A 14,069-nucleotide genomic window follows, 5' to 3' on the forward strand; every position below is an offset into this window, starting at 1 on the left:
GAATCTTAGAACTTTACTATGAACTTCACAAAAACAACAGAGCAATCCTCCAAATACGAACATTTAGAAAAAATGTCGGTTGCACAATTGCTGCAAAACATCAATAACGAAGATAAAACCGTTCCGTTAGCCGTTGAAAAAGCACTACCTCAAATTGAAATTTTGGTTTCTAAAGTTGTAGAAAAAATGAAACTTGGAGGCAGACTTTTTTATATTGGCGCTGGAACTTCTGGCCGATTGGGAATTGTTGATGCTTCAGAATGTCCGCCAACTTTTGGAGTGCCATTCGATTTGGTAAACGGAATTATTGCTGGTGGTGACAAAGCCATAAGAAGAGCTGTAGAAAATGCCGAAGACAATACAACGCAAGCCTGGATGGATTTGCAGGAACAAAATATTGCTGAAAATGATGTTGTAATTGGCATTGCTGCATCAGGAACTACGCCTTATGTAATTTCGGGATTAGAACGATGCAATGAAAACAATATTACTACAGGTTGTATTACTTGTAATGAAGGAAGTCCGTTGGCGTTAACTGCTCATTTCCCGATTGAAGTTGTAGTTGGACCCGAATTTATAACAGGAAGTTCCCGAATGAAAGCTGGAACGGCACAAAAACTGGTTTTAAATATGATTTCAACAGCTACCATGATACAACTCGGAAAAGTAAAAGGCAACAAAATGGTTGACATGCAATTGAGTAATGAAAAATTGGTTGATCGTGGTGTTAAAATGATTATGGGAGAAATTCCTGTAACTTATGAAAAAGCAAGTGAATTATTAAAAACGTTTGGAAGCGTTCGCAAGGCAGTTGATGGATTTAACAACAATTAAATGATTGATTTTTTAATTTCAAATAAAAATTTTGTGATTTATCTAACTTTAGGATTTATCTTCTTGATTATTGGATTATTTCAAAACCAAAAAACAGATTCTATTAGAAAAAACGGAATTGCAACTAAAGGTGAAATAATAAGTTATAGCCCTGAAAAAAGTTATTCTACAGACAGAACTACAACTTACTATTATCCTGTAATTAAATTTACCGATTCAAAAGGAGTTGCTAGGCAAATTAAACATTCGATAGGAACTTCACTTAAACCTTATAGAAATTTACCTTACTCATTAAAAATATATTATATAGAAAATGATGGTAAAATAGATATTATAACAGATAGCAAATTAGACGATATTATCCCTATGGGTTTTATAATTATTGGAATTTGTATCGTAATTACCAATCTGTTTTTATATTTTTATAGCATTTAAAAAAGATATTTCAATTAAAAAACTAAACTATGAAAAAACTATTTTTAGCACTAACCATTTTATTATCTATAACTTGTTTCTCTCAAGAAATAACATTGGAAAAAGGAAAATATTATGTAAACGGAAAGCAAATTTCTACACGAGAAACCAAACAATTATTGATAACTAATTATAAAGCATTAAGCCGGTTTAAATCGGGATTGAGTAAAGAATCTACTGGTGGTTTCTTGATAGGATTTGGAGGTGCATTGGTGGTAACCGATTTAGTAGTAGGTTTAGTTTCTGATGTAAATTATCCAACAATTGCTACCTATATTGGCGCTGGAGCTTTAATTGCATCCATACCGATTTTATCGGGCAAGAATAGAAAAATAAAAGAAGGAATCGATATTTACAACGAAGGATTAAAAAATCCTGGTACAAGCAATTCCAATTTAGAACTTAATTTCATAGCCAATCAACACGGATATGGAGTACAAATTCGATTTTAAAAATGGCAACCAACAAAGATTTATTAGCTAAAGGTGTAAAATATTTATTTGGTGCTTTGCCCTTAATGTTTATTGGTCCAAGCGTAATGTACAATGCTTTTATGAACAAGCATACCAACTGGCATTATTTGGTTTTAGTAATTGGATGTGCCATATGTATAACCTCAGTATTTCTAGCATTTAAAGGTTTAAAAACAATGACTGACGCTCTTTTCAATGATAAATAATTTCTATTTAGAAAGCACGAAAAAGCAATTTCTCTATTACAAGTTATTGGGAGAAAAAGCAATGGAACAGTTACAACCAGAGCAATTGTATGTTTCAGTGAATGAAGACACCAATTCTATTGCTACAATTATTAAACATCTTTCGGGCAATATGCTTTCGCGTTGGACTGATTTTTTAACTTCCGATGGAGAAAAAGAATGGCGCAATCGTGATGACGAATTTGAAAATACTATCAAAACAAAAGAAGAACTGCTAAAAGTGTGGAACGACGGTTGGGATTGTTTTTTAAATGCCATAAATTCATTAACACCAGACCAGCTAACTGATATTATTTATATTAGAAACGAAGGTCATACTATAGTTGAAGCGATAAACCGTCAATTGGCACATTATCCTTATCATATTGGTCAAATTGTATTTTATGCTAAAATGCTAAAAAAGGAAGAATGGACAAGTCTTTCTATTGCGAAAAACAATTCTAAAAATTATAATGCCAATAAATTTTCTAAAGATAAAAGCATCAAGAATTTTACTGATGACGAAGTACAAAAATTAAAATAAAAAAAACAATTTCAATGACAATTTCAAAATCCAAATATCAATTATTTCTATTATTTTTATTTTTCATACTGCTTTTCTCTTGCCAAAAACAACCCGAATGCAACACCAAAGATTTTAAAACTGGTACATTTGAGTTTGCACAAACAATTAATGGTAAAAAAGAAATTACCACATTTGAAAGAACAGACAAACTACAAATAGAAACCTATAATGGTAGAACCGATACTGCTTCTGTGCGTTGGGTAAACGATTATGAATTTATTTTACAAAAATTACATCCAAGAAATAGAGCCGAAAAAAAAGCCATTTCAATGAAATTTTTAACAACCAAAGACAAAACCTATACTTTTGAATATTCTTTTGTTGGTGAAACTAAAAAACAACAAGGAAGTGTAACAAAAATTAAATAATTACGTAAAACTATTTTATAATTTAAACTTTTACCAATAATGATCGAATTAATTTCAAATCCAAATGCATGGGTTGCTTTACTAACATTAACTTTTTTAGAAATCATTCTAGGAATAGACAACATTGTTTTCTTGTCTATCGTTTCTGGTAAACTAGAAGAAAAAGACCAACCCAAAGCACGTAGAATAGGACTTTTATTGGCAATGGCATTCAGAATTTTATTACTTTTTGGAATCACTTGGGTATTAAGCTTGCAAGAAACAATTTTAGCTATAGATTGGGGATTTTTTGAAGCACACATTACTGGACAAAGTTTAATAATTTTTGGTGGCGGAATGTTCCTTTTGTATAAATCGGTTTCAGAAATTCATCACAAGATGGAAGGTGAAGAAGAATCTACTTCAGGAAAAGCGGCATCTAGCCTTTCTAAAGCAGTAATTCAAATTGCACTTTTAAACATCGTTTTTTCATTTGACAGTATTTTAACAGCAATTGGAATGATAAGCATGAAATCGCCTATCGAAGGTGGTTTTGGACCAGAAGGTGCCATAATAATTATGATTCTAGCCGTAGTAATTTCAATTGTTATCATGATGATTTTTGCCGGACCAGTTTCTAAATTCGTCAACGAACATCCTACTATTCAAATACTAGGATTATCCTTTTTGATATTAATTGGAGTGATGCTACTTGCTGAAGGTTCGCATTTAGCACATTTCAAATTTGGAAACGACACCGAAGTTGGTATTATTCCAAAAGGATATTTATATTTTGCCATTTTCTTCTCACTTTTTGTAGAGTTTTTAAACATAAAAATGCGCAAAAATAACAAACCAATAGTATTAAAAAACAGTAAAATTATTGACAAAGAACTAGAAGATAATGATTTAACAGATTAACAAAAAGTAGTTACTGCTTTTTAATGATTGATAAATATTATTTATTTTAATACTATAAAAAATGCCATTTTCATAGAGTGGCATTTTTTATTTTCTATTTCTAGGCTACTTTTATATTCTATAAAAATAAAATCCTAAAACAACCCCAATTATCTAAAACAATTCAATAAATTTGCGCCTTATTTCAAAAATTTTGGCAAAAGAAATTGTAGTTATCATTGGCGGACCAGGAACAGGAAAAACAACTATCATAGACGGTTTATCAACCAAAGGATATTGCTGTTATCCCGAGATTTCACGCGAAGTTACCATGGAGGCAAAAAAGCAAGGAATTGAACAATTGTTTCTAGAAAATCCGTTATTGTTTAGCGAATTATTATTAGAAGGAAGAAAAAAACAATTTAACAACGCCACTATCGAGCTTCATGAAATTGTATTTCTAGATCGAGGAATTCCAGATGTTCTTGCCTACATGCATTATATAGGCGACAGTTATCCATCTTTCTTTGACCATGCTTGCCGCGAACATGTGTACACAAAAATATTTATTCTTCCGCCTTGGGAAGAAATTTATGTAAGTGACGATGAGCGATATGAAAATTTTGAACAAGCACGATTAATTTACAATCATCTTACAGAAACCTATCAAAAATATGGTTACAACTTAATTGAAGTACCAAAAGGAACTGTTGAAGAAAGAATAGATTTCATTTTAGAAGTTTTAAAGTAAGTATTTAATGACACGACTTAAACTTGAGGAGACGTCAGCATTGGTTTTTGAAAAACTAGATTTAGAAATTAAAAATCTACATATTGAAAAAGAAAGTCAAGATTATTTTGCTGCTAATTTTGATTTAAATAATCTTAAAATAATTTTTAGAGAAGCTAAAATAACACCTACCAAAATTGGTCAATTTGTAACATTATGGAAACGTATTGATGGAGTAATTGAACCTTTTTCTACTTCCGATAGTTTTGATTTAGTTGTTATTAATACAAAAACAGCAACCCATTTTGGACAATTTGTGTTTCCAAAATCGCTTTTAGAACAAAAAGGATACATTAAAAGTTTATCTAAAAAAGGAAAACTAGGTTTTAGGATATACCCATCTTGGGACAAAACGCTGAACAAACAAGCGCAACAAACTCAAAAATGGCAACTCAATCACTTTTTAGAAATTCCAGTAAATTTATCAGAAGCAAAGTCACTTTACTCACAAAATCTAGAAACAAAGTAGTCAAAGCAATTCAATTTAAATAGTTTTTATCTTGAAGATGTATAAAAAGACTTTTCACTTTATTGACGAAATTCAAGAGTAAATTAGACTAAGTAATTGTAGTACTATTTTTTTTCAAGGTATCTAAATTGGTTGATTTCTAGATTTAAGCAATGATTGTAGTTACAATTAGTTACAACCAAAGGATATTAATTCAATTATATTTTATGTTTTTAGTACTTTTACTAAATATTCCTAATTTTCAATTATTAATTTGCAATTAATTAAAATGTCTAAACCGTTAGAAATCCTTCAAAAATATTGGAATCACGATGCGTTTAGAACTCCGCAAGAAGAAGTAATTGCTTCGGTTTTATCAGGAAAAGATACCTTTGTATTAATGCCAACTGGTGGCGGAAAATCAATTACATTTCAAGTTCCTGCAATGATGATGGATGGTATTTGTCTAGTAATATCGCCATTGATAGCCTTGATGAAAGATCAAGTTGCCAACCTTCACAATCGCGGAATTAAAGCCATAGCATTAACTGGTGGAATTCATCAAGATGAGATAATTGATTTATTAGACAATTGCGAATTTGGAAATTTCAAGTTTTTATATGTTTCGCCAGAGCGATTGCAGAACGATTGGATTCTTGAACGAATTAAAAATCTTCCTGTAAATTTAATTGCTGTTGATGAAGCGCATTGTGTTTCGCAATGGGGTCACGATTTTAGACCGGCCTATTTAAAAATTTCGAAACTTAAAGAATATTTCCCTAAAATTCCATTTTTGGCTTTAACTGCATCGGCTACAAAAAGAGTTCAAGAAGACATTATAGCGCAGCTAGAACTTGAAAAACCAGCAGTTTTTACTAAATCTTTTGCAAGAGAAAACTTAGCATATATGGTGTTTAATGTAGAAGACAAACTGCATTTAATGGAGCAAATTTTAAAAAAAAACAAACAACCATCAATCATTTATGTTACTAATAGAAAAGCGTGTACCGATACCGTTAGACAATTACAATCGTTAGGTTTTTCTTCAACTTACTATCATGGTGGCTTATCGTCTAAAGAAAAAGACAATCACATGAAACTGTGGATGGATGAAAAAGTACAAATTATGGTTGCTACTAATGCTTTTGGGATGGGAATTGATAAAGCCAATGTAAAAACAGTATTACATTTACATATTCCGCCCAATCTAGAAAATTATTATCAAGAAGCTGGACGAGCAGGAAGAAATGGAGAAAAGGCATTTGCTGTTTTACTAACAAATCCTTCCGATGTAATTCATGTTGAATCGCAATTTTTAAGTATCCTATCTGATAAAGCATTTCTAAATTTGGTGTTTTTAAAACTATGCAACTATTTTCAAATTGCTTATGGCGAAGGAATTGACGAAAAGTTTAACTTCAATATTAATCACTTTTGTACAAAATACAGTTTGCCAATAGTAAAAGTATATAATGCGCTACAATTTCTAGACCGACAGGCAATAATCAATTTATCGCAAGAGTTTTCAGAAAAAATTACCTTACAATTTATTATTCCGTCTAAAGAAGTCATGCGGTACATGAGTTTACATAAACAAGATGAAGAAATTATACTTACCGTTTTACGAAATAATCCTGGTATTTATGATTCACAATCGATAATTAATGTTTCACTAATTGCTAAAAAATCTAACAGTGACGAAAATAAAGTTATGGCAATTTTACACAAGTTACATGAAAAGCAAGTTATAGAATTGCATGCCAAGAATAACGATGCAACCATTACTTTTAATGAAGTTCGCGAAGATGAACGAACCATAAATAGAGTTGCAAAATATCTAGATGTGCAAAATAAACTGAAAATAAGTCAATTAAAATCGGTTGTAGATTATATTAAGGAAGACAAAATTTGTAAGAATAAATTGCTATTAAACTACTTTGGAGAAACAATAGCAAAAGATTGTGGTGTATGTTCGTATTGTATTTCTAAAAAAAAAACTAAAACCAATTTTGCTATCTTACATGAAAAAATTATTGGATTACTTGAAATTCAAGAATTAGATTCTAGAGATATTCAAAAGTTGACAAAATATCCAAAAGACGATGTTATCTTTGCGCTTCAAAATTTATTAGAAACCGATAGTATAATCGTAAAATCAAATAATAATTACTCAATAAAGATTCAGAAATAATTCAGCACACATGGAAAAATTAAAAATCGTTTTTATGGGAACACCAGAATTTGCTGTTGGCATTTTGGACACCATAATTAAAAATAACTACGATGTTGTAGGCGTTATTACTGCTGCAGATAAACCTGCTGGTCGTGGACAAAAAATAAAATATTCGGCAGTAAAAGAATATGCATTAGAACACAATTTAAATTTATTACAACCCACCAATTTAAAAGAAGAAAGTTTTTTGGCTGCACTAAAAAGTTTAAATGCCAATTTACATGTTGTTGTAGCATTTAGAATGTTGCCCGAAGCGGTTTGGAAAATGCCAAAACTAGGAACTTTTAATTTGCATGCCTCGCTCCTACCTAATTATCGTGGAGCAGCACCAATAAATTGGGCAATAATAAACGGAGAGACTAAAACAGGTGTAACGACTTTCTTTATTGATGACAAGATTGATACTGGCGCAATGATACTTAGTAAAGAAACGCCAATAAAAGCATTGGAAAGCGCAGGAGAATTGCACGATAGATTAATGAACTTAGGATGCGAAGCAGTAGTTGAAACCTTATTAATGATAGAAAAAGGAGCGGTTAAAACTACAATTCAAACCGATTCATCAGAAATCAAGACGGCTTATAAGTTAAACAAAGAGAATTGTAAAATAGATTTTTCAAAATCGGGCAAAGAAATTTATAATTTAATACGAGGATTATCGCCATATCCTAGTGCCTGGTGTTTCATAAAGGATCAAAATGAAGAATGGAATGTAAAAATTTATGAAGTAAAATTAACCACCGAACCACATGAATTAAGTATTGGTAGCATCGTTACTAGTAAAAAAGAAATTAAAATTGCAGTAGAGAATGGGTTTCTAGAAGTTATTAGTTTGCAGTTTCCTGGTAAAAAACGAATGACAAGTAGTGAATTATTGAATGGAATGGCACTTTCTATAGAAACAAAAGCCTTGTAAAGTATTGAAGTAAATAGGAATTTATTGTTTAAATATTAACTTTTATTAACAAAAAACGCTATTTATTAACAAATTACGTAAAAATGTCTTCAATCGCTTGTGTGGTCTGTATTTTCTACTAAATTTGTTATGATTAACAAAAATGTTTAACCAACAATTAATAACTATTATTATGAACAAATCAGAATTAATCGATGCTATTGCTGCTGATGCAGGAATTACAAAAGCTGCTGCAAAATTAGCTTTAGAATCATTTTTAGGAAACGTAGGTTCTACTTTGAAAAAAGGTGGAAGAGTTTCTTTAGTAGGTTTCGGTTCTTGGTCAGTATCTAACAGAGCTGCAAGAGACGGAAGAAATCCACAAACTGGAAAAACTATTAAAATCGCTGCTAAAAATGTAGTAAAATTTAAAGCTGGAGCAGAATTAGAAGGTTCTGTAAACTAATCTAGTTTCACTTTTGATATAGAAACCATTCGTTAAGGCGAGTGGTTTTTTTTTATAATAAAGTTTGGTTTTAAAACTTTTATTTGTACATTTAGTTAAAATTGTTAAAAAATGATATCAGAAAGACTACAAAAAGGCCAACTACTTATTGCAGAACCTTCTATTATTGGAGACTTATCATTCAATAGATCTGTTATTTTATTAGCCGATCACAATGAAGAAGGTTCGGTAGGTTTCATTTTAAATAAACCTTTAGATTATACCATAAGCGATTTATTACCCGAGATTGAAGCATCATTTAAAATATATAATGGTGGTCCAGTAGAGCAAGACAACCTCTATTTTATACATACAATTCCTGAACTTATAACAAATAGTATAGAAATATCTAATGGAATTTTTTGGGGTGGTGATTTCGAATTGACTAAGAGCTTAATAAATGAAGGAAAAATCAACAAAGAAGACATTCGTTTCTTTTTGGGTTATACCGGTTGGGGTGCAAATCAGCTAGAGGAAGAATTATTGGCAAATTCATGGATAATCACACACAACTCTTACCAATCATCAATTTTAAGTAAATCATCAAAACAATTTTGGAAAGAAAAAATAATTGAACTGGGTGGCGAATACATCATTTGGTCGAATGCGCCAGAAAATCCAATTCTAAATTAAAGCGTTTATACCCAGTAATAATTGATTGGACAAATCTGTTTTATATTCTTTTTTACGATATTTTGTTATAGGTTGAATTCCTACAATAACATTAGTAATAAATAATTCGTCGGCTTTTTGTAAATCAAATGGTGAAATTGCATCTTCAATTACTTCAATAGTTTCAATTGTTTTAGCTAATTGCAGCACTTGCTTTCTCATAATTCCATTGAGACAACCATCGGTTATAGAAGGAGTTATTAATTTATTTCCTAGCAACATAAATATATTTCCGTTTAAAGCCTCAACTACATTCTTTTCATTATTGAGCAACAGGCAGTTTTGCAAATCATTTTCATCGGCAAAAATACTTCCTGTAATATTGATCATTTTGTTAGTTGTTTTTATGGTAGAAAGCAACTGCTTGGAAATAAAAAAATCCTTATATAAATCAACTTCATAAATAGCATCCGAGAAAGAATATAAAGTAGCGTCTAGCGGAAAAACTTGGATTAAAAAAGATATTGTTCTAGTTTTTGGAAGGTAAAAACCACCATCATTTCTAAAAACTGTAAATCTTACACGTGCAGAATCTTGACAATCGTTAGCATTTGCAGTGTTCAAAATTTGTTCTTCAATATATTCTAATGTAAAGTTATCTGGAATTTGCATTCTTACAATTCTCATTGAAGACATTAATCTAAAATAATGATCTTCAAGAAAAAGGATTTTATTGTTAACAATTTTTAAAGTTTCAAAAACGCCATCTCCATAAAGAAAACTACGATTAGAATTTGATAAATTTGTTGAAGAAGAAAGGATTTGTCCGTTGTAATTAATCATAAAAAAGTCTCGTTAAAAAACGAGACAAATATAAGTTTAAAAAATGATTTTATGCAGAGCCAATAACATGTTTTAAATCGGAAACTTGATTTTCCCATAGTTGTCTAGATTCGTCAACTTCATCTTCTATTGCAAAATCGATAACCATTAAAGATACATCTTTGGTTATTTCATCTTCAAGAATTCTAAGTTCAAAAAAATAATCAGTATCTTTATTGTTCTCATCTAGCCACTTGAACTTAACTTTTTCACCCGATTTTTTAGAAACCAAACGTGCATTTTCTTCGGAATCATTCCATTCAAAAGTAAAATATTCACCTCTAGAGTTTACGCTATCGGCAAACCATTCTTGCAAACCTGAAGGTGTAGAAATATATTGATATAACAATTGTGGTGATGAATTTATGGGAAACTCAATTTCGTAACGTACTTTTGGATTCATGATCTAATTTTTGCGAAATATATATAATTTTTATTTAAAAATGCCTTAATGAAAAAAAATATTTTTTTTCATTATAAAATTTGGTCAATCTTATATTAGTCTTATATTTGCACCCGCAATGAAATTATACATTGACGCATTTTTGGCGAGGTAGCTCAGTCGGTTAGAGCGCAGGATTCATAACCCTGAGGTCGAGAGTTCAAATCTCTCTCTCGCTACAAGAAAACCCAAAGTTAATTCTTTGGGTTTTTTTTTGGTAAAATTTTTTATGATAATCGCATTTAATGGTCTGTTTTCTTCAAAAATAGATAATTTTGTTTTAGCAAGTTTTTTGTAAGAATTAATTTATTTTTTTACTTAAAAGTGCTTTTTGTCGATTTTATATGCTTTTTGTCGATATATATTTTTGTTTCAATTGACTTATTCTTTAGGTTTGTAGTTCAAAACCCTAATAGATTATGAAAAAATTTACTCTAATTTTTATCCTAACTATCTTATTTTCAAGCTCATTACTAGCTCAAAAAGATAGTTATTTAGAAAAAGCCAATCGTTATTTGAAAGAGAAAGGCGAAGTTATTTTTACTTTTAAAGCAACTAGTAAGGCACAATTTTTAGAACTTAATGAATTTCTATCTATTAGTCATAAACATGTTGACGAACAATTACTTGAAGTTGAAGCGTATGCAAACAAGGATCAATTTAAAAAATTCTTGGCTTATGGTTTATCTTACAAAGTAACAAAAGAAGACAACGAGATTGCGCAAGAAGACATGTCTAACTATAACAGAGCTGCAAATGCCTGGGATACAACTTGGGATGCTTATCCTAAATATTCAGAATATGTTGCCAAAATGCAATATTGGGCTACAACCTACCCTAGCTTGTGTACGCTACAAAGCATTGGAACTACTCCTAATGGTAGAAATCTTTATATTTTAAAAATTTCTGATAATGCTTCAACAGATGAAAAAGAGCCAGAATTTTTATATACATCGTCAATGCACGGTGATGAAATTACTGGATATCCAACAATGCTTCATTTTATAGATTATTTATTAACTAATTATGGTACTCTTGCCGAGATAACCAATCTAGTAAACGGAACAGAATTATACATTTGTCCCTTAGCGAATCCTGATGGATCTTATAAAACAGCTGGAAATGATGTGATGAACAGTACTGGAAATACAGCTACTAGAGCAAATGCTGCTGGAGTTGATATGAACAGAAACTACCCAGATTATATTGGTGGTATTCATCCAGATGGACTTGCATTTCAATCTGAAACGTTAAGTTTTTTAAATTTTGAGAGAACTAGAAACTTTGTTTTGGCTGCTAATTATCATGGTGGTGCAGAAGTTGTGAATTTTCCTTGGGATACTTCTACATCTGCTACTGGTGCTTCTGCAACAAATGTGCATCCACAAGACGCCTATTTTAGATATGCATCACAAGAGTATGCACAGTTGTGTCAAACAGCCGATGGGAATTTAAACTATATGGATGATGTATATGGTACGGGTCAATTTGCAGGAACAACCAATGGCGCAATATGGTATACCGTTAAAGGAGGTAGACAAGATAATAATAATTATTTTAATCATAATAAAGAAGTAACAATTGAAATTTCTGTTACTAAATTTCCAGCAGCATCCAATTTATTATTCCATTGGGATAGAAATAGACAAGCTTTATTAAATTTTGTTAAACAAGCAAGTTATGGATTACAAGGTGTTGTAACAGATGCAAACGGAAATCCAATTCACGCCAAAGTGTATGTGAGTGGAACATCTGATGGATTTGGTGCGTGGGTTGAAACATCTCCAACCAATGGAGATTATCATAAAGTACAAATTGCTGGAACTTACAATGTAATATTTGAAGCTCCAGGATATGCAACTCAAACAATTTCTGCAACTCTTACAAATGGTGCTGCAACTACGTTAAATGTAACAATGGTTCCTACAACCGCAACTCCAACGGCGAGTGATGCAACTATCTGTCAAGGACAAACTGCTGCATTAACTGCAACAGGTACAGGAACAATAAAATGGTATAATTCTGTAACGTCAACTTCAATATTGGCATCAACAGCATCTTACACAACTCCTGCCCTAAATACTACAACATCCTACTGGGTAGAAAGTGAAGTTACACCACCAAATGTTGGTCCTACAACTGTATCTGGAACCGTTTCAAATAACACTGCTGTTGCAAATAGGTATCTAATTTTTAATTGTACTTCACCTACAAAATTAAAAACAGTTTTAATTACGCCGTCAGCAACTGGACAAATTCTAGTGGAATTACAAAATAGCGCTGGTGTAATGCTTGAGTCTAAAGTAGTCTTTATTACGTCAACTGGAACTCAAGATATTGATTTGGATTTCTTTTTACCAGTTGCAACCGGATTACGTTTAGTTTCAAGAGAAGTTTCTGGATTGAGTTTAACTTGCGCAATATCAGGAATAACTTATCCTATTACAAGCGGAAATATTTCAATTACTTCAAATAGTGGAACTGGAACTTTTCTACCATTTTTTAATTGGAAATTAGCTCCAATAAAAAGCATTAGAGATGAAGTTATTGTAACTGTAAAACCAAATCCTATTGAGTCTTCTGTTTCTCCAACTTCAAAAATTGCTGGAGCTGCAGGTTTCAATTTGACTGTGACTGGATCAAACTTTGTAAATGGTGATGCAATTGTAAGATGGAATGGAACTAACAGAACTACAACATTTGTAAGCTCAACTGAATTAACAGCCACTATTTCTGCTGCTGATGTTGCTACTGCAGGTACTGCAAACGTCACTGTTTTTAGCACATGTAACTCTTTTACAACTGCTGCTCAAACGTTTACAATAAATTCGAATTGTACAGCACCAGTTGCCAACATTGCTTCACTTCCAACTATCACTGGTCAATGTAATGCAACAGTTACTGCTCCAACAGCAACTAGTAATTGTTATGGAACGATTACAGCAACGACTGCTTCGCCTTTAACATATTCTACTCAAGGAACTTTCAATATTACTTGGACTTACAATGATGGAAATGGGCTTACATCAACTCAAACGCAACAAGTTATCTTAAACGATACTACTGCGCCTGTAGCTAATGTTACTAATTTGCCAACTATTACTGGTCAATGTAATGCTACAGTTACTGCTCCAACAGCTACAGACAATTGTTCTGGAACTATTACTGCAACTACTGCTTCGCCTTTAACTTATGCAACTCAAGGAACTTTCAATATTACTTGGACTTATACTGATGCGAAAGGAAATACATCAACTCAAACGCAACAAGTTATCGTAAACGATACTACTGCGCCTGTAGCTAATGTTACTAATTTGCCAAATGCTACTGGACAATGTTCAGTAACAGTTACTGCTCCAACAGCTACAGACAATTGTTCTGGAACTATTACTGCAACTACTGCTTCGCCTTTGACTTATGCAAC

At 31.6% G+C, this 14,069-nt stretch carries 16 protein-coding genes and 1 tRNA gene; 15 read left to right on the top strand and 2 right to left on the bottom strand.

Features of this window, described 5'->3' with window-relative positions; translation table 11 throughout:
- Nucleotides 1-18 precede the first annotated feature (18 nt).
- The 13 genes from murQ to ACH2CG_RS07495 all read left to right on the top strand — a co-directional run bounded on the left by murQ (nt 19) and on the right by ACH2CG_RS07495 (nt 9,342).
- On the top strand, nt 19-834 hold the full coding sequence (gene murQ / locus ACH2CG_RS07435) for an N-acetylmuramic acid 6-phosphate etherase (protein WP_395063747.1): 816 nt from the start codon (nt 19-21) through the stop codon (nt 832-834).
- On the top strand, nt 835-1,269 hold the full coding sequence (locus tag ACH2CG_RS07440; RefSeq protein WP_395063749.1) for a hypothetical protein: 435 nt from the start codon (nt 835-837) through the stop codon (nt 1,267-1,269).
- Between the two features lie 29 nt (nt 1,270-1,298).
- Nucleotides 1,299-1,760 carry a hypothetical protein gene (locus tag ACH2CG_RS07445; protein WP_395063751.1) on the top strand — a complete coding sequence of 154 codons (462 nt, stop codon included), beginning with the start codon at nt 1,299-1,301 and terminating at the stop codon, nt 1,758-1,760.
- A 2-nt stretch (nt 1,761-1,762) separates the two neighbouring features.
- On the top strand, nt 1,763-1,987 hold the full coding sequence (locus tag ACH2CG_RS07450) for a DUF6095 family protein (protein ID WP_395063753.1): 225 nt from the start codon (nt 1,763-1,765) through the stop codon (nt 1,985-1,987).
- The gene (locus ACH2CG_RS07455; protein WP_395063755.1) at nt 1,977-2,549 is read left to right on the top strand and encodes a DUF1572 family protein; all 573 of its coding nucleotides are present in this window, start codon (nt 1,977-1,979) and stop codon (nt 2,547-2,549) included. The genes ACH2CG_RS07450 and ACH2CG_RS07455 overlap by 11 nt, the downstream gene beginning before the upstream one ends.
- Nucleotides 2,550-2,563: 14 nt before the next feature.
- Nucleotides 2,564-2,959 carry a DNA topoisomerase IV gene (locus ACH2CG_RS07460; RefSeq protein WP_395063757.1) on the top strand — a complete coding sequence of 132 codons (396 nt, stop codon included), beginning with the start codon at nt 2,564-2,566 and terminating at the stop codon, nt 2,957-2,959.
- 39 nt (nt 2,960-2,998) lie between these two features.
- Nucleotides 2,999-3,859: a TerC family protein gene (locus ACH2CG_RS07465; protein ID WP_395063759.1), complete on the top strand. Its 861-nt coding sequence runs from the start codon at nt 2,999-3,001 to the stop codon at nt 3,857-3,859.
- Nucleotides 3,860-4,052: 193 nt separating this feature from the next.
- Nucleotides 4,053-4,589 carry an AAA family ATPase gene (locus ACH2CG_RS07470; protein ID WP_395063761.1) on the top strand — a complete coding sequence of 179 codons (537 nt, stop codon included), beginning with the start codon at nt 4,053-4,055 and terminating at the stop codon, nt 4,587-4,589.
- A 7-nt stretch (nt 4,590-4,596) separates the two neighbouring features.
- Nucleotides 4,597-5,097: a MepB family protein gene (locus ACH2CG_RS07475; protein ID WP_395063763.1), complete on the top strand. Its 501-nt coding sequence runs from the start codon at nt 4,597-4,599 to the stop codon at nt 5,095-5,097.
- A 268-nt stretch (nt 5,098-5,365) separates the two neighbouring features.
- Entirely contained in the window at nt 5,366-7,267 is a 1,902-nt protein-coding gene (locus ACH2CG_RS07480) for an ATP-dependent DNA helicase RecQ (RefSeq protein WP_395063765.1), read from the top strand.
- A 10-nt stretch (nt 7,268-7,277) separates the two neighbouring features.
- On the top strand, nt 7,278-8,225 hold the full coding sequence (gene fmt / locus ACH2CG_RS07485; protein ID WP_395063767.1) for a methionyl-tRNA formyltransferase: 948 nt from the start codon (nt 7,278-7,280) through the stop codon (nt 8,223-8,225).
- A gap of 172 nt (nt 8,226-8,397) precedes the next feature.
- Complete coding sequence (locus ACH2CG_RS07490) at nt 8,398-8,670, top strand: HU family DNA-binding protein (protein ID WP_395055022.1); 273 nt, start codon at nt 8,398-8,400, stop codon at nt 8,668-8,670.
- Nucleotides 8,671-8,781: 111 nt separating this feature from the next.
- On the top strand, nt 8,782-9,342 hold the full coding sequence (locus ACH2CG_RS07495; RefSeq protein ID WP_395063769.1) for a YqgE/AlgH family protein: 561 nt from the start codon (nt 8,782-8,784) through the stop codon (nt 9,340-9,342).
- Here the strand turns inward: ACH2CG_RS07495 and ACH2CG_RS07500 are convergent.
- Both ACH2CG_RS07500 and ACH2CG_RS07505 read right to left on the bottom strand, forming a co-directional pair.
- On the bottom strand, nt 9,334-10,164 hold the full coding sequence (locus tag ACH2CG_RS07500) for an aminotransferase class IV (RefSeq protein ID WP_395063771.1): 831 nt from the start codon (nt 10,162-10,164) through the stop codon (nt 9,334-9,336). The genes ACH2CG_RS07495 and ACH2CG_RS07500 overlap by 9 nt on opposite strands.
- A gap of 49 nt (nt 10,165-10,213) precedes the next feature.
- Entirely contained in the window at nt 10,214-10,606 is a 393-nt protein-coding gene (locus ACH2CG_RS07505) for an START-like domain-containing protein (RefSeq protein ID WP_395063773.1), read from the bottom strand.
- Between the two features lie 144 nt (nt 10,607-10,750).
- Between ACH2CG_RS07505 and ACH2CG_RS07510 the strand changes: the two genes are divergently transcribed.
- Together ACH2CG_RS07510 and ACH2CG_RS07515 are read left to right on the top strand one after the other, a co-directional pair.
- Nucleotides 10,751-10,824, top strand: a tRNA-Met gene (locus ACH2CG_RS07510).
- 240 nt (nt 10,825-11,064) lie between these two features.
- The coding region (locus ACH2CG_RS07515; RefSeq protein ID WP_395063775.1) for a M14 family zinc carboxypeptidase at nt 11,065-14,069 on the top strand (3,005 nt) is incomplete at its 3' end.

Source organism: Flavobacterium sp., from assembly GCF_043778725.1.
Lineage (GTDB): Bacteria > Bacteroidota > Bacteroidia > Flavobacteriales > Flavobacteriaceae > Flavobacterium.